Source organism: Streptomyces sp. NBC_00335, from assembly GCF_036127095.1.
Taxonomy (GTDB): Bacteria; Actinomycetota; Actinomycetes; order Streptomycetales; family Streptomycetaceae; genus Streptomyces.
On record NZ_CP108006.1, the window covers coordinates 2,228,036 to 2,247,753 of the forward strand.

14 protein-coding genes are annotated in these 19,718 nt (G+C 73.2%); 3 read left to right on the top strand and 11 right to left on the bottom strand.

Features of this window, described 5'->3' with window-relative positions; translation table 11 throughout:
- Positions 1–28 precede the first annotated feature (28 nt).
- The 4 genes from OHA37_RS09840 to OHA37_RS09855 all read right to left on the bottom strand — a co-directional run bounded on the left by OHA37_RS09840 (position 29) and on the right by OHA37_RS09855 (position 8,529).
- Complete coding sequence (locus OHA37_RS09840; protein ID WP_443046138.1) at positions 29–1,915, bottom strand: IucA/IucC family protein; 1,887 nt, start codon at positions 1,913–1,915, stop codon at positions 29–31.
- A 118-nt stretch (positions 1,916–2,033) separates the two neighbouring features.
- The gene (locus OHA37_RS09845) at positions 2,034–2,705 is read right to left on the bottom strand and encodes a GNAT family N-acetyltransferase (protein WP_443046139.1); all 672 of its coding nucleotides are present in this window, start codon (positions 2,703–2,705) and stop codon (positions 2,034–2,036) included.
- Positions 2,706–2,737: 32 nt separating this feature from the next.
- Positions 2,738–4,603, bottom strand: coding sequence for an IucA/IucC family protein (locus tag OHA37_RS09850; protein ID WP_266903959.1), 1,866 nt, complete (start codon positions 4,601–4,603; stop codon positions 2,738–2,740).
- A 2,612-nt stretch (positions 4,604–7,215) separates the two neighbouring features.
- Complete coding sequence (locus OHA37_RS09855) at positions 7,216–8,529, bottom strand: diaminobutyrate--2-oxoglutarate transaminase family protein (protein ID WP_266912639.1); 1,314 nt, start codon at positions 8,527–8,529, stop codon at positions 7,216–7,218.
- Positions 8,530–8,967: 438 nt separating this feature from the next.
- Here OHA37_RS09855 and OHA37_RS09860 point away from each other — a divergent pair, with 438 nt between their 5' ends.
- A complete protein-coding gene (locus tag OHA37_RS09860) occupies positions 8,968–10,137 on the top strand; it encodes a trypsin-like serine peptidase (protein ID WP_266903960.1) in 1,170 nt (389 codons plus the stop codon).
- A 77-nt stretch (positions 10,138–10,214) separates the two neighbouring features.
- Here OHA37_RS09860 and hflX read toward each other — a convergent pair whose 3' ends face one another.
- The 6 genes from hflX to miaA form a co-directional block, all read right to left on the bottom strand.
- Positions 10,215–11,723, bottom strand: a complete 1,509-nt coding sequence (hflX, locus tag OHA37_RS09865; protein WP_266903961.1) for a GTPase HflX — start codon at positions 11,721–11,723, stop codon at positions 10,215–10,217.
- 195 nt (positions 11,724–11,918) lie between these two features.
- Complete coding sequence (locus tag OHA37_RS09870) at positions 11,919–13,367, bottom strand: M1 family metallopeptidase (protein WP_266903962.1); 1,449 nt, start codon at positions 13,365–13,367, stop codon at positions 11,919–11,921.
- 76 nt (positions 13,368–13,443) lie between these two features.
- On the bottom strand, positions 13,444–15,543 hold the full coding sequence (locus OHA37_RS09875; RefSeq protein ID WP_266903963.1) for a RelA/SpoT family protein: 2,100 nt from the start codon (positions 15,541–15,543) through the stop codon (positions 13,444–13,446).
- A gap of 140 nt (positions 15,544–15,683) precedes the next feature.
- Positions 15,684–16,559, bottom strand: a complete 876-nt coding sequence (gene dapF / locus OHA37_RS09880) for a diaminopimelate epimerase (protein ID WP_266903964.1) — start codon at positions 16,557–16,559, stop codon at positions 15,684–15,686.
- Between the two features lie 46 nt (positions 16,560–16,605).
- On the bottom strand, positions 16,606–17,205 hold the full coding sequence (locus tag OHA37_RS09885; protein ID WP_443046140.1) for a hypothetical protein: 600 nt from the start codon (positions 17,203–17,205) through the stop codon (positions 16,606–16,608).
- Positions 17,206–17,331: 126 nt separating this feature from the next.
- Positions 17,332–18,270 (bottom strand): tRNA (adenosine(37)-N6)-dimethylallyltransferase MiaA, encoded by a 939-nt coding sequence (gene miaA, locus OHA37_RS09890; RefSeq protein WP_266903966.1) that lies wholly within the window; start codon positions 18,268–18,270, stop codon positions 17,332–17,334.
- A 174-nt stretch (positions 18,271–18,444) separates the two neighbouring features.
- Here miaA and OHA37_RS09895 point away from each other — a divergent pair, with 174 nt between their 5' ends.
- Both OHA37_RS09895 and OHA37_RS09900 read left to right on the top strand, forming a co-directional pair.
- A complete protein-coding gene (locus OHA37_RS09895) occupies positions 18,445–18,660 on the top strand; it encodes a gliding motility protein (protein WP_266903967.1) in 216 nt (71 codons plus the stop codon).
- A gap of 22 nt (positions 18,661–18,682) precedes the next feature.
- Positions 18,683–18,928, top strand: a complete 246-nt coding sequence (locus OHA37_RS09900) for an antitoxin (protein WP_266881466.1) — start codon at positions 18,683–18,685, stop codon at positions 18,926–18,928.
- Between the two features lie 76 nt (positions 18,929–19,004).
- Here the strand turns inward: OHA37_RS09900 and OHA37_RS09905 are convergent, their stop codons facing one another.
- Positions 19,005–19,712 (bottom strand): class III extradiol dioxygenase subunit B-like domain-containing protein, encoded by a 708-nt coding sequence (locus OHA37_RS09905; RefSeq protein WP_266903968.1) that lies wholly within the window; start codon positions 19,710–19,712, stop codon positions 19,005–19,007.
- Between the last annotated feature and the right edge of the window lie 6 nt (positions 19,713–19,718).

Consider the following 19,718-nt stretch of genomic DNA (forward strand, 5'->3'; position numbering starts at 1 on the left):
CGCCGACAGTGGCCGCACCGGCGAGCGGTCATGACCGGTGGAGGGGGTTCGGCACGGTCCCGAACCGCACGGCGTGCGGGCGGTCGGGCCGGTCGCGGTAGCCGTCCTCGTAGAGACGGTTCCTGTTCAGGCAGAGCCTCATGATGCGTTCACCGAGGAGGTCGAAGAGCTCGTAGCGCTCCTTGAGCTCCGGGAAACGGGCCTGGTGGCGGAGGATCTCCGCCCGGACGAGGGACCAGAACGTGTCCTCCGGAACGCCGAGCCGGTCCTCGCAGAGGGCGGAGAGGTAGCGGAAGACGCCGACGAAGAGCCCGGAGTGGATGAACTGGGGAAGGAAGTCCGCGGGCTCGGTGAGCAGGACCGCACGGACCTCGTCGGGCATGGACGCCAGCTCGGGCAGCGGTTCGGCGCTGATGTTGACATCGTCCACGAAGTCCTTGACCGCGAGCCGGACCGGGACGTCGTGCTCGTCGAAGATCACGACGGCGTTCTCGCCGTGCGGGGAGAAGACCGTGCCGTAGCGGTAGAGGAAGCGGAGCAGCGGGGGCAGCAGGGCGGCGAAGAGCCGCTGGAGCCACACCGTCGGTGTCAGGCCGGAGCGGGCGACGAGCTCGGCGGTGAAGGACCGGCCGCGGGGATCGGTGTGCAGGAGAGAGGAGAGGGTGCGGGCCCGCTCGCCGGGGGCGAGGTGTCCGGTCAGCGGCTCGCGCCAGATCGCACCGAGGAGCTCCTTGTACTGGTACGGGACTTCGGGCAGCGCGTCGTAGACGGGGTGGCGGACCGTGACGGAGGCGACCTCGCCGAGGAGGATCACCCCGCATTCCTCGCGGAGGAAGGGGTCGCCGTCGCGCAGGGAGTGGATCCAGGCGGTGACGGCGGGCGCCGCGAGGGCCAGGTCCGAGGGCAGGCCGCGCCAGACCATCGTGTTGAGGACGGAGAGCGGCAGTTTGACGCTGTGGCGGTCGGGGCGGGTGAGGTTGAGGAAGGTGCGGATCGACTGCTGGGGGAGGCGGAGGTCGGGGTCGGCGGGGAGCGGGACCAGGGTTCCGGCGGCGAGGGCGGGGGCGAAGAGGGGCAGGAGGACCTCGTCCCACTGCCAGGGGTGGACGGGGAGGTAGAGGTAGCCGAGCGGGTCGAGGCCGCGCTCGCGCAGGGTCCGGTCGAAGAGGGCGCGGGTGACGGGGTCGAGCTCGGCGGAGTAGAGGCGGGCCGGGTCCTCCAGGCCGGCGGTGCCGCGGTACTGCGCGAGGGAGGTGTGCGCGGCGAGCCAGGGCAGGCGCTGGGCGGTGCGGGCCTCGGGCGCCCAGGCGGCGGTGTCGGAGGCGGAGAGTCCGATCCGCCCCTTGTTGAGGACGAGCCAGGGGTGACCGGTCTGATGGCCTTCGAGGGCCGCGTAGTCCAGGTCGGCGAGGACGTCCGCGGTGAGCGCGGTGTGATCGATGCGGGCATCGGCGGCGAGCGTGGCACTGAGCTCGCGGACGAGGTGGCCGAGGGTGGCGCCGTCGAGGCCGAGGAGCGTGCGCGCGCGGATGAGGAAGGCGTACGGGTCCCCGAAGGCGGCCGGTGACCCGGATTCGTCGGGCGCCCCCGGGGCGGCGGGCTGCGGGGTGAGGGTGATCGTGTCGGGTGCGACGTGCCAGCTGCCGTACGAGCGACGGCGGGCCCGGAAGCCGAGGCTGCTGCCGTCGTCGAGGGTCAGCGTCCAGGCGTCGCCGGAGGCGGCCGGGGCGGGGACCGGCGTGATGATCTCCTCGTACGCGAACTCGCCGAGCATCTTGGCGAGGAGGCGGCGGGCGGCGAAATCCCAGGTCGGACGGTTCAGTTCGGGCGGTGTGCACGGGTGCTGGGGCGACGGGGGCACGGTGTCCGAGTAGTGGGGGCCCGGGGAGTCGGGGGCTGCGGGGAAGATCTGCACGGGACTCCTCAGGATCGGGAACTTTGCTGCGTGGCGCAGAGTTTTCGAGGTGAGAGGTAAGGGAAGTGAAGGAGTGTACGGAAACGGGCCGGCTGTACGGGAAGCACGGGGGCGGCACTCAGAGGAGATTGCGCAGCGCCCGCTCGCGGATCATCAGGGCGGCTCGTTTGCCGGGCAGTTCGATCTCGGTGGGGCAGCGGAAGCCGGAGTTCAGGAAGGCTGATACGGAGGGGGTGTTGCGGATGTCCGGTTCGGCGATGACACGCATGCAGCGGGGGCGGTTGTCGAGCACCAGGTCGGCGACGGCGCGCAGGAGCGCGGTGCCCAGACCTCGGCCACGGTTCGTGCCGTCTCCGATGAGCAGGTGGATACCCGTGTCGTGGGGGCGCGCCGGGTAGTACGCGGAGAGCGGGTCGAGGTCGGCCCGGTAGATCTCCCAGTAGCTCATCGGCATGCCGTCGAGGAGGCCGAGGCACGGGATGCTGCGGCTGTCTCCGGCCATCTGTGCCCATACGTGGGCGGCGGTGACGCCGGCCGGGCCGGCGAGCTCCCAATAGGCGTCCACCTGCGGGTCGTTCATCCAGCCGGTCAGCAGGTCCAGGTCGCGGTCGAGTCGTACGGGTTCGAGGCGGAAGACGCCGGACCGCGTCGTGATGCCGCCCCAGGCGGCCGGGGAGTCAAGGAGATCGGCCTCGGCGAGCTGGGGCAGCGACTCGGCGCTGAGACGCGGCGTGACCATGTGGAGCACATCGGTGAGGAGCACGCCGGTGTGGAAGTCGGTGGAGGGCATCGGGGGCTCTTCTCCGTTTCTGTGCTGACGCGTCAATCGTGAAGGGGGTTGGCGATGGTGACGTAGACGGACTGGGTGTCGACGGGGCCGACCAGCTCGTCCAGGCCTCCGAGGCGGGTGAGCAAGTTCGCCTTGCACCGCAGGGTGGGCGAGTCGAGCAGCTTCTCGGGGAGCGGGCCGAGGCCCGTGGCCTTGCCGAGGAAGCGACGGAAGGCGGCCAGCAGGACGCGTTCGTCGGCGAGCCGCTGGGATCCGAAGGCCCCGATGAGACCGAGCACGTTGTTGATGCCGAGGTAGTAGGCGAAGCGTTCGTCCGTGACGGCGTCGGAGACGAAGGTGTCGCTCGTGGCGCCGATTCCGGGGAGGCGGCGCTCCAGTTCCGCGCGGCGGGAGGCGCGGAAGTAGTAGCCCTGGTTGTCGCGGTAGCGGCCGCCGACCGGCCAGCCGGCCGGGTCGAGGAGGACCAGCGTGTTCTGCTGGTGCGCTTCGAGGGCGATGCCGGCGAGCGCGTCGAAGGCGAGGACCGGCAGGACCACGTGTTCTAGGTAGCGCAGGAACCACTCGGCGGCGACGGCGGAGGTCGTCCGCCCGGTGGTGGCGGCGAGGCGCGAGACGGTCTCGGCGAGGCGGGAGGTCATAGTGGTCCGCCCAGGCCAGGGGCGGGGTGCGGTGAGTGCGGCGACGCAAAGGGCGTCGTCGCCCGGTCGGAAGGGGTTGTGACGCAGCAGGACGTCGAGTCCGGGGACGGGTGCGCCGTCCGGGGCGTCGACGGCGACCCAGGCGGGATCGCGGACGATGTCGAAGCCGGGGTGGGCGGCCTGCCACCGCTCGGCGAGTCCGGTGCGGAGCAGTCGGTGCACCTCGATCCCGCGGTGGAGTTCCTTGCGGAGGTTCTCGCGACGGGAGTTGGTGATGCGCAGGCCCAGGGAGAGCTTGAGCATCGCGGGGGCACCGGGCTGGTGGACGGTGCGGATGGAGGAGGTCGGATACCAGGGGGCGCCGTACGGGCCCAGGTCGTGCAGGAGTCCCGCGTCGCGGAGGGCGGCGACCGCGGGGCGCTGGAGCAGGTCGCGGGCCTGCCAGGGGTGAAGGGGAAGGGGGGTGGCGCCGTCGGGCATGGGAAGGCCGGGGGCGAGGCGGCCCAGCAGGCGGGCGGCGGAGACCGGGCGGCCTCGTTCGGTCCAGGCGGAGTCGGTGGCGAGGGCGGCGGGTTCGACCGCCACCCAGTGCAGGGGGAAGGAGCCGTGGAGTTCGGGTGAGTAACGGCGCACTTCGGCTTCCGAGAGCCCTTCGCGGCTCTTCGGGGTCGGGTGCAGCGGGTGGCCGAGAAGGAGGGACTGTTCGGCGGTGAGGAACCGGTCCGCGGCTACGGGGGCGGGTGCGGACGGGCGTTGGCGGCGGTCGGTGATGAACTCGGTGGTCCGGCGCACCGAGTCGGCGACCCGGCCGACGAGGTCGGCGCCGCCGGGGTCGCCGTCGCTGTGGGTGCCGTCGCTGTGGGCGCCGGTTCCGGGGCCGCCGCCTTCGCGGGAGATCAGCGCCGCGAGGGTGACCGCGTCCACGGCGGGGGCGTCGGCGGGGACGCCTTCGATGCGGGCCGGGCCGAAGCGGTGCCAGCCGGCGGGGGACCAGTAGCGGACGGCGACGAGCAGGGCGGCGCCGGATGCGGGGAGGGGGATGCGCAGGACGGGGCCGACGGGCTGTTCGAGTCCGGTCTCGCGGACCCAGCAGCGCAGCAGGTTCTCCACCGAGGCCGCCTCGGCGGCGACCCTGGGGTCGGGGTGGTCCAACGGGTCCGCGGCTCCCGCGCGGGGTCGGACGGCGCCGTCCTTCTGCCGCGGCACCGCGGCGGGTGCCTGGGGCTCGGTCGCCGGCCAGGGCATGCCCGCGGCAGGCATGCCCGGGAACGCACCGTCAGCACCGTCAGCACCAGTGAAGCCGTCCCCCGGCGATGCAGGCGCTGGGGCCCGCCGCTCCCCCGGTTCCGCTGCACCGGTTCGCGGGGCCGTCCCGTCCTGGGTGGCGAGGGGTACGCCGGTAGCACCGGTGGCCGAAGGGGCCGCCGCGGAGGGCCCCTTCGGCACGGCCTTGCCCTGCGCCCCCGGGGGCCGCCCGTCCGAACGTTCCGGGCCGGGCGGAGCCGGGTCGGCCGCCGAGCCGGAGCCGGGCGATGCTCCCCGGGCCTCCGCGGAACCCTCGGCCGGCAGACCCCCTGCCCTGCCAGCCGGACCAGCGTCGGCCGCAGCGCCGGAAGCCGGCCCCGAAGCCGCGCTGCCGGAGGCTTCACCGGTAGCCGACACCCCGGACCATGCCACGGCACCGGCCAACGGCGGCCAGGCGTTGGGGGCTGGGGAAAGGGCGGCGGACACGGCCGGAGCAGCGGCGGGCCCGGGGGCACTGTCGGCTGGAGCGAGCAGTGGCGGCCACGTGGTGAGGGCGGGGGAAGGGGCGGCGGCCACAGCCGGAGTGAAGGCGGGCTGGAAAGAACGTTCCGCTGGAGCGGGTGGCGGCTGCCACGCGGTGGCAGCGGGCGGAGGTTCGGTGGTGCCCGGGGCCGGAGGAGAAGCGGGCGGCTCAGGGTGCGCCGTAGCACCGGAAGGTGACGGGCCCGGACCGCCGTCCGGGGAGACGGAGGAGGTGAGCAGCGCGGGCTCAGCCGCCAGGGCCGAGGTGGCGCTGACGGACACCGGCCCGTCCGGGGCCCCCGCGACGGCCGGGGTCGGGCTCGGACCAGGAGCCGTGGGCTCCGTACCGGAAGGCTTCCCGGGCCGGGCGGGCAGGTGCCCGGTGGAGGCCGTCAGGGACGGAGAGGGGCGGTCGTCGGACAGTGGCACCGGCGCGCCACCGAGGGCCGAGGTCGAGGGGGGCGTAGGCGCAGCGCCCAGGATCGGGTCCGACGGCGGCATGAGCACAGGGCCGGACGTCGAGACCGGCAGCGGCGTAGGCGCAAGGCCGGAGATCGGGGACGACGTCGGCGTAGGCAGAGGTCCGGAGGTCGAGACCGGCAGCAACGTCGGCGCAAGGCCGGAGATCGGGGACGACGTCGGCATAGACACAGGGCCGGAGGTCGAGACCGGCAGCGACGTCGGCGCAAGGCCGGAGGTTGGGGACGGCGGCAGTGGCGCAGCGCCGGACATCGGGAACGGCGGCGTAGGCGCAGGGCCGAGGATCGGGGGCGGTGGCGGCGTAGGCGCAGGGCCGGAGGTCGGCAACGGCTGCGGCGTGGGGTCGGCTGGGGCGGGGGGAGACGGCGGCGGCGTGCTCTCGGCAACGGGCCGGGCCCCGGGTGCGGGGGTCGGCGGCTGCGGGAGTTCTGGGGAGACGGTCGGGAGCTGCGGGGGTCGGTGCCCGGGCGCAGCAGTCGAACCCGGGGCGGCCGCCGGTGGGGCCCCGAGGGTGGCCGGGGTGGCGGGAGTGGCTGATGCCGCTGAGAGGGGCCCGGTCTCCTCCTGGGTCGGCAGTGGTGAAGAGCCGACGGGGCCGGGCGCGGAGGGTGTGTACCCGTACCGGAAAGGGAGGGGAGCGGCAGGAGTCTCCGGGGATGGGGCCGCACCGCCGCTCCCTGCCTGAAGTGGCGTACCCGTCGGCATGGGCTGCGGCGTCGCAGCCGCGGAGAGGGGGGAACGTGGGTGGTCGACGGACTCCGCAGAAGGCGAGATGGATGCAGCCGGAGGGGTCGGTGAACCCAGTGCGTCAGCGGACGCCGACAGTGGCGAAGCGGCAGCAGGCGAAGAGTGCGCCGACGGCTGCGGATCAGCGGGCGCCCGTGGCGGAAGGGCGGACGCAGCCTGAGTGAATGACGGCTGTGGTGGCGCGGCAGGCGTCGTCGACCGCGGCGGCACAGAAGCGGCCTGCGGAAGCGGCGAATCCAGCCGATCAGTCGGCAACGGCAGGGCAGGGGCAGCGGCAAGGGCGGGCCGAAGGTCCGGCTCGGACTCGGCCGGAGGCTGCGGGGATCCCGGCGGTGTCGTGGGCAGCGGCGTCGATGGGGCGGACACCGACGGAGGCAGCAGCGGGCCGGACGCCGACTGGGCCAGCGGCGGGGCGGACACCAGCTGCGGCTGCGGTGCGGCAGACGCCGACGGAGGCAGTGGTCCGGCGGGCGCCAGAGGAGGCAGCGGTGCGGCAGACGCCGGCTGCGGCAGGGCGGACACCGACGGAGGCAGCAGCGGGCCGGACGCCGACTGCGGCAGCGGCGGGGCGGACGCCAGCTGCGGCTGCGGTGCGGCGGACGCCGGCTGCGGCAGCGGCAGGGCGGACGCCGACGGAGGCAGCAGCGGGGCAGACGCCAGAGGAGGCAGCTGCCCGGCGGGCGCCAGAGGAGGCAGCGGTGCGGCAGACACCGGCTGCGGCTGCGGCTGCGGCTGCGGCTGCGGCTGCGGTGGGTGTACCGGGTTGGCCGGTGGGTGTGCCGAAAGGGGCGGGGGGAGCGGGGTGGGCGTTGGGTGGAGCGGGTCGGTGGGGGGTGGGAAGGGGGCCGAGGGGTGGAGGGGGTCGGGCATCGGGGTCCTTAGCGGCGGGTGGCGGCGGAGATGGCGTCGGCGAGGCGGTCGAGGACGGCTGAGGCCTGTTCGTCGGTCAGGGTGAGAGGGGGGAGGAGGCGGACGACGCTGGAGTGGCGGCCGCCGAGTTCGACGATCAGGCCCCGGTCCAGACAGGCCTGGCGGACGGCCACCGCGAGGTCGGGCGAGGCTTCCCCGGTGTCGGGGTCGGCGAGTTCGACGCCGATCATCAGCCCGCGGCCCCGTACGTCCGCCACGCACGGATGGGCCGGCATCAGGCCGCGCAGCGCGGCGAGCATGCGCGCCCCCAAGGTCCGTGCGCGTTCCGCGAGGCCGTTCTCCCGGACGTAGGCCAGGGTCGCGGTGCCCGCCGCCATGGCCAGCTGGTTGCCGCGGAAGGTGCCGGCGTGGGCGCCGGGGGCCCACTGGTCCAGCTCCGCCCGGTACACGATCACCGCGAGCGGCAGGCTGCCCCCGATGGCTTTGGACAGCACCATCACGTCGGGGACCACCCCCGCGTGGTCGACCCCCCAAAAGGCCCCGGTGCGCCCGACCCCCGTCTGGACCTCGTCGGCGATCAGCGGGATCCCCCGCTCCGCCGTGATCTCCCGCATCGCGCGCAGCCAGGCGTCGGGGGCGGGGTGGACTCCGCCCTCTCCCTGGACGGGTTCGACGATCATCCCGGCGGGTGCGGGCACCCCGCTCTTGGGGTCGTCGAGCAGGCTCCGCGTCCACCGGGCCGCCAGTTCCGCCCCCTCGGCCCCGCCGACTCCGAACGGACAGCGGCGGTCCTGCGGATACGGCAGCCGGGTCACCGTGACGTCCGTGGCCCCGCCGGAGACGGCCAGTGCTCCCGCGGTCATGCCGTGGTAGGCCCCCGTGAAGGCGAGCATCCCGGACCGGCCGGTCGCGGTGCGGACGAGGGTGAGCGCGGCCTCCACCGCGTCCGTCCCGGCCGGTCCGCAGAACTGGATGCGGGCGTCCGCGGCCAGTTCCGCGGGCAGGTTGGCGAACAGTTCGGTGGTGAAGGCGTCCTTGACCGGGGTCGCGAGGTCCAGCACGTGCAGCGGGGCTCCCGAGTCGAGGACCCCGCGGATGGCTTCGAGCACCACCGGGTGGTTGTGGCCGAGGGCGAGGGTTCCGGCGCCGGAGAGGCAGTCGAGGTAGCGGCGTCCGTCCGCCCCCTCGATGGTCAACCCCCGTGCGCGCACGGGCACGATGGGCAGGGAGCGCGCGTACGTCCGTGCCGCGGACTCCCGTTGCGCCTGCCTGCGCAGGATCCCCTCGCCCGCGGCCGACCCCGGAGCCGCATGCGACCTCAGAGCCGCATCCGACCCCGGAGCGGTTTCCGACCCCGGAGCCGCATCCTGCCCCCCTCCCCCGAACTGCCCCGCCTCCGGAACCCGGTTCGCCCGCCCCGGGACCTGCGCCCCGGCCGTGGCCCGCTCGCCCGTCCAAGCCGTCAAAGGCACGAGTGTCGCTCCTCCCGCACGGTTGCTCTTCCGGGGTGCGCTTCGAACACCCACGCTGCTCCCCCATCCCCCGTACGTACCAACGACGGTGGCGGCGACGGATCACGGGTGGGCCCAAGATCCTTGTCCGGCCCGGGCGCCGGCGCCCGATGGAACCGGCGCCCGGGGGGAACCGATGCCCCGGGCTGTGCCGTCCCCCACGGCAGCGGCATAGTGGGGTGCTGCAACTCAGGCGCCCGCCTACCAGGCACCATCCCGAACCAAGAACCACCCAGGGGGATTCACGACATGCGACCGATCCGACCGGTCACCGCGATCCTGTGCTCGGCCGCGCTCGCGCTGACCGCCGCGGCCTGCGGGCCCGGCGACGGTGAGACCGACGCCAAGCCGACCGTGGCCGTGAGCCTGCCCACCAGCCTGGACGGGGTGAAGATCCCGGACGGACTGAAGGACAAGCTCAAGGAGCACGGCATCGACCTGGAGAAGTGGAAGGGGGGTGAGTGGAAGAACTGGAAGAAGGAGGACTGGCTCCGCGAGGCGGGCGACTACATCAACCCGATCATCGAGGACCTCTGGGACCCGGACCGGATGCGTGACGCCGCCAAGACTCCGCAGCCTCCCGCCGTCGACCCGGACGCGGGCAAGGACCAGGGCGTCACCGACCCGACCCCGGCTCCGGTGGCCGCCAAGGCCGCGGCCGCGCCGTACCACCAGAGCGTTCCCGCCTCCGGCAAGGTGTTCTTCGACGGTCCCGAGGGCTCGATGGTCTGCTCGGCGACCGTGGTCAAGGACCCGGCGCACCCCGGCAAGTCCAACATGGTCTGGACGGCCGGCCACTGCGTGCACGCAGGCAAGGCCGGCGGCTGGTACCGCAACATCGCCTTCGTCCCGTCGTACAACAACAAGGGCAAGTCCGCGGCCGCGCTCAAGGGTGCGCCCCGCGAGGAAGTGGCCCCGTACGGCGTGTGGTGGAGCGACTGGGCGCAGACCTCCGACCAGTGGATCGCGACGGGCGGTCCGACCGGCGGCGCGGGTGCTCCGTACGACTTCGCGGTGCTGCACGTGACCCCCGAGAAGGGTGGCGGCAAGTCGCTGGAGGAGACGGTCGGGACGGCGCTCCCGGTGGAGTTCACCGCCCAGGCCACGTCCAAGATCGCGAAGATCACGGCCACCGGCTACCCGGCGGCGGCTCCGTTCGACGGTCAGAAGGCGTTCCAGTGCGCCGACAAGCCGGGCCGGCTGTCGCTGAACGCGACCGACCCGGTGATGTACCGCATCGGCTGCACGATGACCGGCGGTTCCTCGGGCGGCGGCTGGGTCGCGGCGGGCGCGGACGGCAAGCCCGCGCTGGTGTCGAACACCTCCATCGGCCCCGCGAAGGCGGGCTGGCTGGCCGGGCCCCGGCTGGGTCCGGAGGCGAAGGGCGTCTTCGACGCCGTGAGCGGCAAGTTCAAGTAACCGCCTCAGCGCACCACATGACCGAGGGCCCCCGCTGCTGCGGGGGCCCTCAGTGGTTCATCCGGTTCCGGTACGCGTCAGTGCTTCGCGAGCACGTACGGAGCGAGCTCCGAGGCCAGTTCCGCGTGCACCCGTGCCTTGAGCAGGGTGCCCTCCTCGATGTGTTCCTCGGAGATCACCTCGCCCTCGGCGTGCGCCCGGGCGACCAGCCCGCCGCGCGTGTACGGCACCACGGCCTCGATCTCGATCGCCGGCCGCGGCAGCTCGGCGTCGATGAGCGCGAGGAGTTCCTCGATGCCCTGACCCGTGCGCGCCGAGACGGCGATGGAGCGCTTCTCGATCCGCAGCAGGCGCTGGAGCACCAGCGGGTCGGCCGCGTCCGCCTTGTTGATCACCACGATCTCGGGCACCTTGACGGCGCCGACCTCGCGGATGACCTCGCGGACCGCCGCCAGCTGCTCCTCCGGCGCCGGGTGCGAGCCGTCCACGATGTGCAGGATGAGGTCGGAGTCGCCGACCTCCTCCATCGTGGAGCGGAACGCCTCGACGAGGTGGTGGGGCAGGTGCCGGACGAAGCCGACGGTGTCGGCCAGGGTGTAGATCCGGCCGGACGGGGTCTCGGCCCGGCGCACGGTCGGGTCGAGGGTGGCGAACAGCGAGTTCTCCACCAGGACGCCCGCGCCCGTGAGGCGGTTGAGCAGCGAGGACTTGCCCGCGTTGGTGTATCCGGCGATGGCGACCGAGGGCACCTTGTTGCGGCGCCGTTCCTGCCGCTTGATGTCGCGGCCGGTCTTCATCTCCGCGATCTCCCGGCGCATCTTCGCCATCTTCTCGCGGATCCGGCGCCGGTCAGTCTCGATCTTGGTCTCACCGGGGCCGCGGGTGGCCATGCCGCCACCGCCGCCGCCACCCATCTGCCGGGACAGCGAGGCACCCCAGCCGCGCAGTCGCGGCAGCATGTACTGCATCTGCGCGAGTGCGACCTGCGCCTTGCCCTCACGGGACTTGGCGTGCTGGGCGAAGATGTCGAGGATGAGCGCGGTCCGGTCGACCACCTTCACCTTGACGACGTCTTCGAGGGCGATGAGCTGGCCGGGGCTGAGCTCACCGTCGCAGACGACGGTGTCGGCGCCGCTCTCCATCACGATGTCGCGCAGCTCGCGCGCCTTGCCGGAACCGATGAAGGTGGCCGGGTCGGGCTTGTCGCGGCGCTGGATCACTCCGTCGAGTACGAGCGCGCCCGCCGTCTCGGCGAGGGCGGCGAGCTCCGCGAGGGAGTTGTCCGCGTCCTGCACCGTGCCGGAGGTCCAGACGCCCACGAGGACGACCCGCTCCAGGCGGAGCTGGCGGTATTCGACCTCGGTGACGTCTTCGAGCTCGGTGGAGAGGCCGACCACGCGGCGCAGGGCCGCGCGCTCGGAGCGCTCGTACTGGGCGCCGTCCCGTTCTCCGTCGATCTCGTGGCTCCAGGCGACGTCCTCTTCCATCAGGGCGTCGGCCCGAAGGCTCTCGGTGAAGCTCTGCGGGTCCGGCGCACCCTGTGCGTCGTCCCGCGCGTCCTGGGAAGGGGAAGAAGAGGAGGTCATTGGATCCTTACGTCGTTTTCGAATGCGTCCGCGTCAGGCGAAGCGGAGCCAAGGCCAAAGCTACTCCCGCGCGTGACATAACACTGTCACGTCCAACGTGTGACACTCCCCTGGGATTCCCCCGGACTGCGGAGATTCCCCGGTGGCGCCCCGCGGAACGGCCTCGACGATATTGGCATGCCCGTTCCGCAGGCGTCACACGCTTTTCGGGGCGGTCCACTCCGGGTGCCCCGGCATCGCCGGCGTCTTGTTCCCGTACAGCCACGGCTGCAGGAACGCCCCCAGGTCCCGGCCCGCCTCCTGCGAGGCCAGCCGTACGAAGTCCTCCGTACCCGCGACCCCGTCCCGGTGCTCCCCCACCCAGCGCCGCTCCACCCGGTCGAAGGCCTTGACCCCGATCTCCTGCCGCAGCGCGTACAGGATCAGCGCGGCGCCGTCGTAGACCGCGGGCCGGAACAGCCCGATCTTCTCGCCCGGGGCGGCCGGCTTGGGCGCGGCCGGGGGGCCGCCGGCCGCCCGCCACTGGTCGGAACGCTGGTACGCCTCGCGCATGCGGCGCTCCAGGGAGTACTTGCCGAGGCCGTCCGCGTACAGGGCTTCGTACCAGGTGGCGTGGCCCTCGTTGAGCCACAGGTCGGACCAGGTGCGCGGGCTCACGCTGTCGCCGAACCACTGGTGGGCCAGTTCGTGGACCATCACGGACTCGACGTACCACTCGGGGTAGCCGCCGCTGCCCGCGAACAGTGCGCTCTCGAACAGCGACAGGGTCTGCGTCTCCAGCTCGAAGCCGGTACGGGCCTTCGCGATCAGCACCCCGTAGTTCTCGAAGGGGTAGCGGCCGACCCGTGCCTCCATCCACTCGATGTGTCCGGCGGTCTTCTTCAGCCACGGCTCCAGCCGTTCCCGGTCCGCCGCGGGGACCACGTCGCGCAGCGGCAGTCCGTGCGGCCCGGTGCGGTGGACCACGGCCGAGTCGCCGATCGACACCTGGGCCAGCTCGGTGGCCATCGGGTGCAGCGTCCGGTACGTCCACGTGGTCGCACTGCCCGCCCGGCGGGCCGGCAGTGCGCCCGGCACCCCGTTGGCCACGGCCGTCATCCCGGCCGGTGCGCTCACCCGGAAGGTGAAGTACGCCTTGTCGGCGGGGTGGTCGTTGCACGGGAAGACCCGGTGCGCGGCGTCGGCCTGGTTCGCCATCGCCAGCCCGTCGTCGGTGACCACCCAGCCGCCGTCGCCGCGGCCGCGCGGGTCGCTGGTGTGCCGGACGGTGATGTGGAGGGGCAGGTCCGGCTCCACGGGCCGGGCGGGGGTCAGGACGAGGTCCTCGCCGAAGCTCGCGAAGGTGGCGGGTTCCCCGTTGACCTCGGCGGAGGCCACTTTCCCGTGGGTGAAGTCGAGGTTGACGGTTTCGAGGCGCGCGAGGCTGCGCGCGTCGATGACGGTGACCGCGTCGAGCGGGGTGCTGTTGTCCTTGTACGCGAAGGACAGGTCGTACGAGAGGACGTCGTACCCGGGGTTCCCGAGCTCGGGGAAAAGCGGGTCTCCGATGCCGAGCGCCCGGGGCGGGGGCACGACGGCGGCGACGAGGCTGAGCGAGGCCGCGGCGAGCAGGGCGGCGCGCAGGCGCGGGGAGGTGAGCTGCATCCCCCACCGCTTATCAGCGCCCGCCACGCGCCCGCGAACGGCGCGCGACGGCTCCACCCGAAAGGGGTCGGGTCACTTACGCCCGGCTGACGTCGTAGACCCCCGGCACGTCCCTCATGGCCCGCATCAGCGCCGGGAGGCCCGTCGCGTCGGGCAGTTGCAGGGTGTAGCTGTGCCGGACCCGCTGTTCGACCGGCGGCTCCACCGTCGCGGAGACCACCTCGACCCCCTCACGGGCGATGGCCTCGGTCAGATCGGCCAGCAGGTGCGGGCGGCCGAACGATTCGGCGAGCAGGGTGACCCGGCAGTCCGCGGTCGCCCGCCAGTGCACGGCGATGGGGGTCCGGCCCACCGCCCGCATCTGGGCCACCGTCGCGCAGTGGACCCGGTGCACGGTGACGGCCCCGCCGCGTACGACGAACCCCTCGACGGCATCCGGCGGCACCGGGGTGCAGCAGCCCGCGAGCCGCACGGTGGCGTCCGGCAGGTCGGCGACGGCGTTGCCCCCGCCACTGCGGAGGCCGATCACCGACAGCGGCGGCCTGGGGGCGGCGTCGGCGGGCCGGGCCCCGTCCGGGTGGGCCTCCAGCCAGCTGCTGACGGCGATCCGGGCTGCCGGGGTCTTGGCGTGGTCCAGCCAGTCGGCGGTGGGCCCCGAGGAGGCGTCGTGCGCGAGCAGGAGCTGGACGGTGTCCCCGTCGGAGAGCCGGGAGGACAGGGAGGTCAGGCGCCCGTTGACCCGGGCGCCGATACAGCCGTGGGCCGCCTCGCCGTGCTGTGCGTAGGCGGCGTCGATACAGCTGGCGCCGGCCGGCAGTCCCAGCGTGCCCCCGTCGGCACGGAACACGGTGATCTCCCGGTCCTGGGCCAGCTCCGAGCGCAGGACGTCCCAGAAGGTGTCGGGGTCGGGCGCCGACTGCTGCCAGTCGAGCAGCCGCGACAGCCAGCCGGGGCGGGTCGGGTCCACCCGTTCCTCGTCGCAGTCGGCCGCCGCGATCTGCTCCGCGGGCTCGGCCTGCTGCGGGGAGGTGTACGGATTGCCGAGCGCCACCACGCCCGCCTCGGCGACCCGGTGCATCTGCCGGGTCCGCACGATGACCTCGGCGACGTACCCCTCGGGCGTCGCGAAGGCGGTGTGCAGGGACTGGTAGAGGTTGAACTTCGGGGTGGCGATGAAGTCCTTGAACTCGGAGATGACCGGGGTGAAGCAGGTGTGCAGCTCCCCCAGCACGGCGTAGCAGTCCGCGTTCTCCCCGACGAGGACCAGCAGGCGGCCGAAGTCGGAGCCGCGCAGCTCCCCGCGCTTGAGGGAGATGCGGTGCACGGAGACGAAGTGCCGGGGCCGTACGACCACCTCTGCGGCGATGCCCGCTTCGCGCAGGACGGACCGTACCGAGTCGGCGATGGCGGGCAGGGGGTCGCGCTCGCCCGCGTGGGCCGCGATGAGGGCACGGGTGTGCTCGTACTCCTCGGGGTGCAGGATCGCGAAGACGAGGTCTTCCAGCTCGGTCTTCAGGGCCTGTACGCCGAGCCGTTCGGCGAGCGGGATGAGGACGTCGCGGGTGACCTTGGCGATGCGTGCCTGTTTCTCGGGCCGCATCACGCCGAGGGTGCGCATGTTGTGCAGTCGGTCGGCGAGCTTGATGGACATCACGCGGACGTCGTTGCCGGTGGCGACGAGCATCTTGCGGAAGGTCTCGGGCTCGGCGGCGGCGCCGTAGTCGATCTTCTCGACCTTGGTGACGCCGTCGACGATGAAGCAGACCTCGTCGCCGAACTCCTCGCGGACCTGATCGAGGGTCACGTCGGTGTCCTCGACGGTGTCGTGGAGGAGCGAGGCCGTCAAAGTGGTGGTTTCGGCGCCCAGTTCGGCCAGGATGAGCGTCACGGCGAGCGGATGTGTGATGTACGGCTCACCGCTCTTGCGCATCTGGCCGCGGTGCGAGGTCTCTGCGAGCAGGTACGCGCGGCGCAGGAGCGACAGGTCCGCGTCGGGGTGATGGGCGCGGTGCGCCTCGGCGACATGGCCGATGGCGTCCGGCAGCCGGTCCCGGGGCGTGGGGCCGAGCAGCGCAGCGCGTCCGAGTCGTCGCAGGTCAAGCCTGGTCCGGCCGCGTCTGCGAAGTTCGGGGAGCGCTTCGGGACGTGCTTCGGGGTTCGTGGCCTCTGCACTCATGGGCACCTCCGACGGCTTCGACCGGCGGTGGTGGGCATGGGGTGCGCCCGCAGGGCCGGTGCCTGATGCTACCGACCCCACCACGTGGCGCAGTCCACCTCTCGCTCAGCGTGAAACGGATCACCCATTAGAGGGAAGCTTCAGGCGAAAGCCGTTTCGGTGAGCCAGGCCGGATCGAACTCGCCCTCGGCCACGATCACGGCGGGTCCGGTCATCTCGATCCGCCCGTCGGGGTGCTCGGTGATGACCAGGGTGCCGCCGGGCAGATCGACGGTGTACGTGACGGGCGCGCCGGTGACGGCCGGGTCGGCGCCGTCGCGGCGGATGGCGGCCACGGCGACCGCGCAGGCGCCGGTGCCGCAGGAGCGGGTCTCGCCGGAGCCGCGCTCGTGCACGCGCATGGCGACGTGCCGGGGGCCGCGGTCGACGACGAACTCGACGTTGACACCGGTCGGGTAGGCGGACGCCGGGCTGTACGGGGGCGGGTCCAGCAGCTTCCCGGCATCGTCCAGGCTGTCAACGAAGGCCACCGCGTGCGGGTTCCCCATGTTGACGTTGCGCGCGGGCCAGGAACGGTCCCCGACGGAGACGGTGACCTCGCCCTCGGGCAGCTCGGCGCGGCCCATGGAGACGGTCACGTCGCCGGTCTTGTCGAGGTGCACCCGCTTGACTCCGCCGCGGGTGGCGACGGCCAGGTCGCCCGGCTCCACGTGCCCGGCGTGCTGGAGGTAGCGGGCGAAGACGCGGACGCCGTTGCCGCACATCTCGGCGATGGAGCCGTCGCTGTTGCGGTAGTCCATGAACCACTCGGCCTCGCCGGCCAGGTGCGCCGCCTCGGGGTGCGCGGCGGAGCGCACGACGTGCAGCACGCCGTCAGCGCCGATCCCGGCCCGCCGGTCGCACAGCCGCGCGACGGCGGAGGCCGGCAGGTCGATGGCGTTGTCCGGGTCCGGGACGATCACGAAGTCGTTCTCGGTGCCGTGGCCCTTGAGGAAGGAGAGGCTGGTCTGCGTCACCCGCCCATGGTACCGAGCCGGCGCCCGCCACAGCCGGGCCGCCCCGCTACCGGAGCCGGGCCACCCGGTACACCGCGAGCGCTACGACACCCAGCGCGACCAGCGCGTACAGCAGGGCGAGGCGCCAGTCGGGCCGCTGCCCCGAGCCGCGGGCCGGGAGCCCCGGCAGGGCGTAGCCCACCCGGCGCGCGGCCATCAGGCCCCAGCCGCCCGCGCAGCAGCTGATGAGGAACCCGAGCATGGCGACGACCGCTCCGCCGTCGCCGAACTCGAAGGCGAGCGGGAAGGCGAACATCAGGGATCCGGCGGCGGCCAGCATGACGATGGGGGCGATCTGCCAGAGCCTCAGCCGGCGCTGCGGGCGCAGTTCCACCTCGAAGGCGGGGGCGGCGGCCGCCTCCGCCTCGGCGGAGTCCGGCGCGTCCGGGCCGTCGGGGGTCAGCCGCGCGGGATCCGCGGGCAGCCCCAGTCCGAGGCCGGCGTCGGCGTCCGCGGGCAGTGCCAGCCCGTCGGTGAGCCCGTCGGCGTCCACCGGCGCTCCGCCGGACAAGCCGTCGCCGCCGGCGGCGGCGCTGTGAAGCATCGGGTCCGCTTCCCGTCGGGTGTCGTCCCGACCGGTGTCACGAGGGCCGGCCTCCATCGCCACGCGCCCTCCCCACTTGGACTTCGTACGCCGTCGTTCACCGCCGGTGACGGCACCGTCGGAAGTTTGATGATGGCACGCCGTCAGGCCCGGGACGGGCGTGCGGGGCGTCCCGATGCCATCACGTGATCAGGCTGTGACCGCTCGTTCGACCAACGACTGCGCGAGTCCGGCGAGTTCTCCCCGGTCCTCGGCGGCCCCGCTGAGCCAGTGCACCCTCGGGTCCCGGCGGAACCACGAGTCCTGCCTGCGGGCGAACCGCTTGGTGGCGCGGACCGTCTCGGCGCGCGCCTCCTCCTGCGTGCACTCCCCGGCGAGGGCGCTCAGCACCTGCTGGTAGCCGAGCGCCCTGGAGGCGGTGACTCCGCCGCGCAGGCCGGCGGCCTCCAGCGTGCGGACCTCGTCCACCAGCCCGTCTTCCCACATCCGGTCCACGCGCAGCGCGATCCGCTCGTCGAGCTCGGGCCGGGCCACGTCCACGCCGATCTGGACCGTGTCGTAGACGGACTCGTGGCCGGGCAGGTTGGCGGTGAACGGCCGTCCGGTGATCTCGATGACCTCCAGCGCGCGCACGATGCGGCGGCCATTGCTGGGCAGGATCGCCTGCGCGGCGGCCGGGTCGGCGGCGGCGAGGCGGGCGTGCAGGGCGCCGGGGCCGCGCAGGGTGACCTCGGCCTCCAGGCGGGCCCGGACCTCGGGGTCGGTGCCGGGGAACTCCATGGCGTCGAGCGCGCCGCGGACGTAGAGGCCGGAACCGCCGACGAGGACCGGCGTACGGCCCTGGGCGAGCAGCTTGTCGATCTCGACGCGGGCGAGGCGCTGGTACTCGGCGACGCTCGCCGTCTCGGTGACGTCCCAGATGTCGAGGAGGTGGTGCGGGACCCCTCCGCGCTCCTCGGTCGTCAGTTTGGCGGTACCGATGTCCATCCCCCGGTACAGCTGCATCGAGTCGGCGTTGACGACTTCGCCGTCGAAATGACGGGCCAGGGCTACGCCCAGATCGGACTTTCCGGCTGCGGTGGGTCCTACGACGGCGATGACCCGCGGGGCGGGGGCTGCTTTCCTCACCGCACCAGTCTCGCAGCCCCTCGTCAAGGCATCGCCATGTACCCGATCGAGCTACGTGACGGGGCCGGGCCGGGGTCGTTGCCTTGGCGGGGTTCCGGCCGGGCGTGCGCCCGCCGTACGGCGGCCCGCCCACGGCGGAACTTCACTCACACGAGTAACGTTATAGGAGTAGACATGGGCATTTTGGACCGGCTTCTCGGCCGTAAGACCCAGGCGACGACCGAAGAGGCCGTTTCCGCGGATCTGACGGCGGAGTCCGCGACGGCCGACGAGGCCGGGACCGAGCAGGCTGTGGCGGAGGAGAGCGCGGTGGAAGCCGTCGAGATCCCGAAGCAGCAGTCGGCTGAGGTCAGCGCGGACAGCGAGGCCGCAGAGGGTGCCCGTACGTAGCCTCGCTATTGGAAGGTGACCCATGGGCCTGCTGGACAATCTGAAGGCCAAGCTCGCGCCCGCCAAGGACAAGGTCGGCGACCTCGCTGCTCAGCACGAGGGCAAGATCACCCAGAATCTGGAGAAGGTGGCCAAGGCCGTCGACTCCAAGACCAAGGGCAAGTACAGCGGCCAGATCTCTAGCGGCGCGGACAAGGCGAAGGACGCCCTGGGCAAGATCGCGCACAAGGACGCACCCGGCGGGCCGACGCCGCCGGCCGCTTCCTGACGCGGTCCCGGAAGTGCGGAAGGGGCGCGGCACCACTCGGTGCCGCGCCCCTTCTGCGTTCCTCCGCGGCGCCCTGCTACGACCAGGCCGCGACGAAGTACCCGACCCCGTACGGGGCGTCCTCGTAGAGCAGCCGCCCTTCGAGCCCGGCGCCCTCGGCGGCGCCCGCGAGGACCTGCCAGGGGGCCCGGCCGGCGGCCTGGAGCTCGGCGGCGAGTCCCGGGTCGAGGGCGGTGAGCGCGGGCAGGTCGGCGGCGCCGAGGGCGCGGGCGGCCTCGGCGTCGAAGGCGGCGGCGCGTTCGTCGAGGTATCCGGGGGCCTTGAGGGAGCGGCAGGCGCTGCCGTCACCCATGACGAGCAGGGCGACCCGGTCCTCGCGTGCGGCGAGCTCCCGGCCGGCCTCCAGGCACCCCTCGGTGTCCAGCTGTCCGGCGACCCCGAACCCCTCCGGGGACGCGGCGCCCCAGTCGGCCCGGCCGAGCAGCCAGGCCCCGACGGCGAGCGGGGTGGGCAGCAGGCGCGGGCCCTCTTCGCCCTCGCCCAGCCGTACGTCGGCTCCGGCGCCGAATCCGCGGAAGGTGCCGCGGGCGCCCGGGGGGTACGCACCGTGGTGGTCCGGGTCGCAGGCTCCGACCACGACGAGCAGATCGGGCCGGGAGGCGGCGAGCACGGACAGCGCGTCGGAACACGCGGTGCGGGCGTCGCCGAGTTCGGCGGCGGCTCCCGTGGCGAGCTCCGGCAGGAGCATCGGCGGGGCGGGGCAGACGGCGGCGGCTACGAGCATGATCCG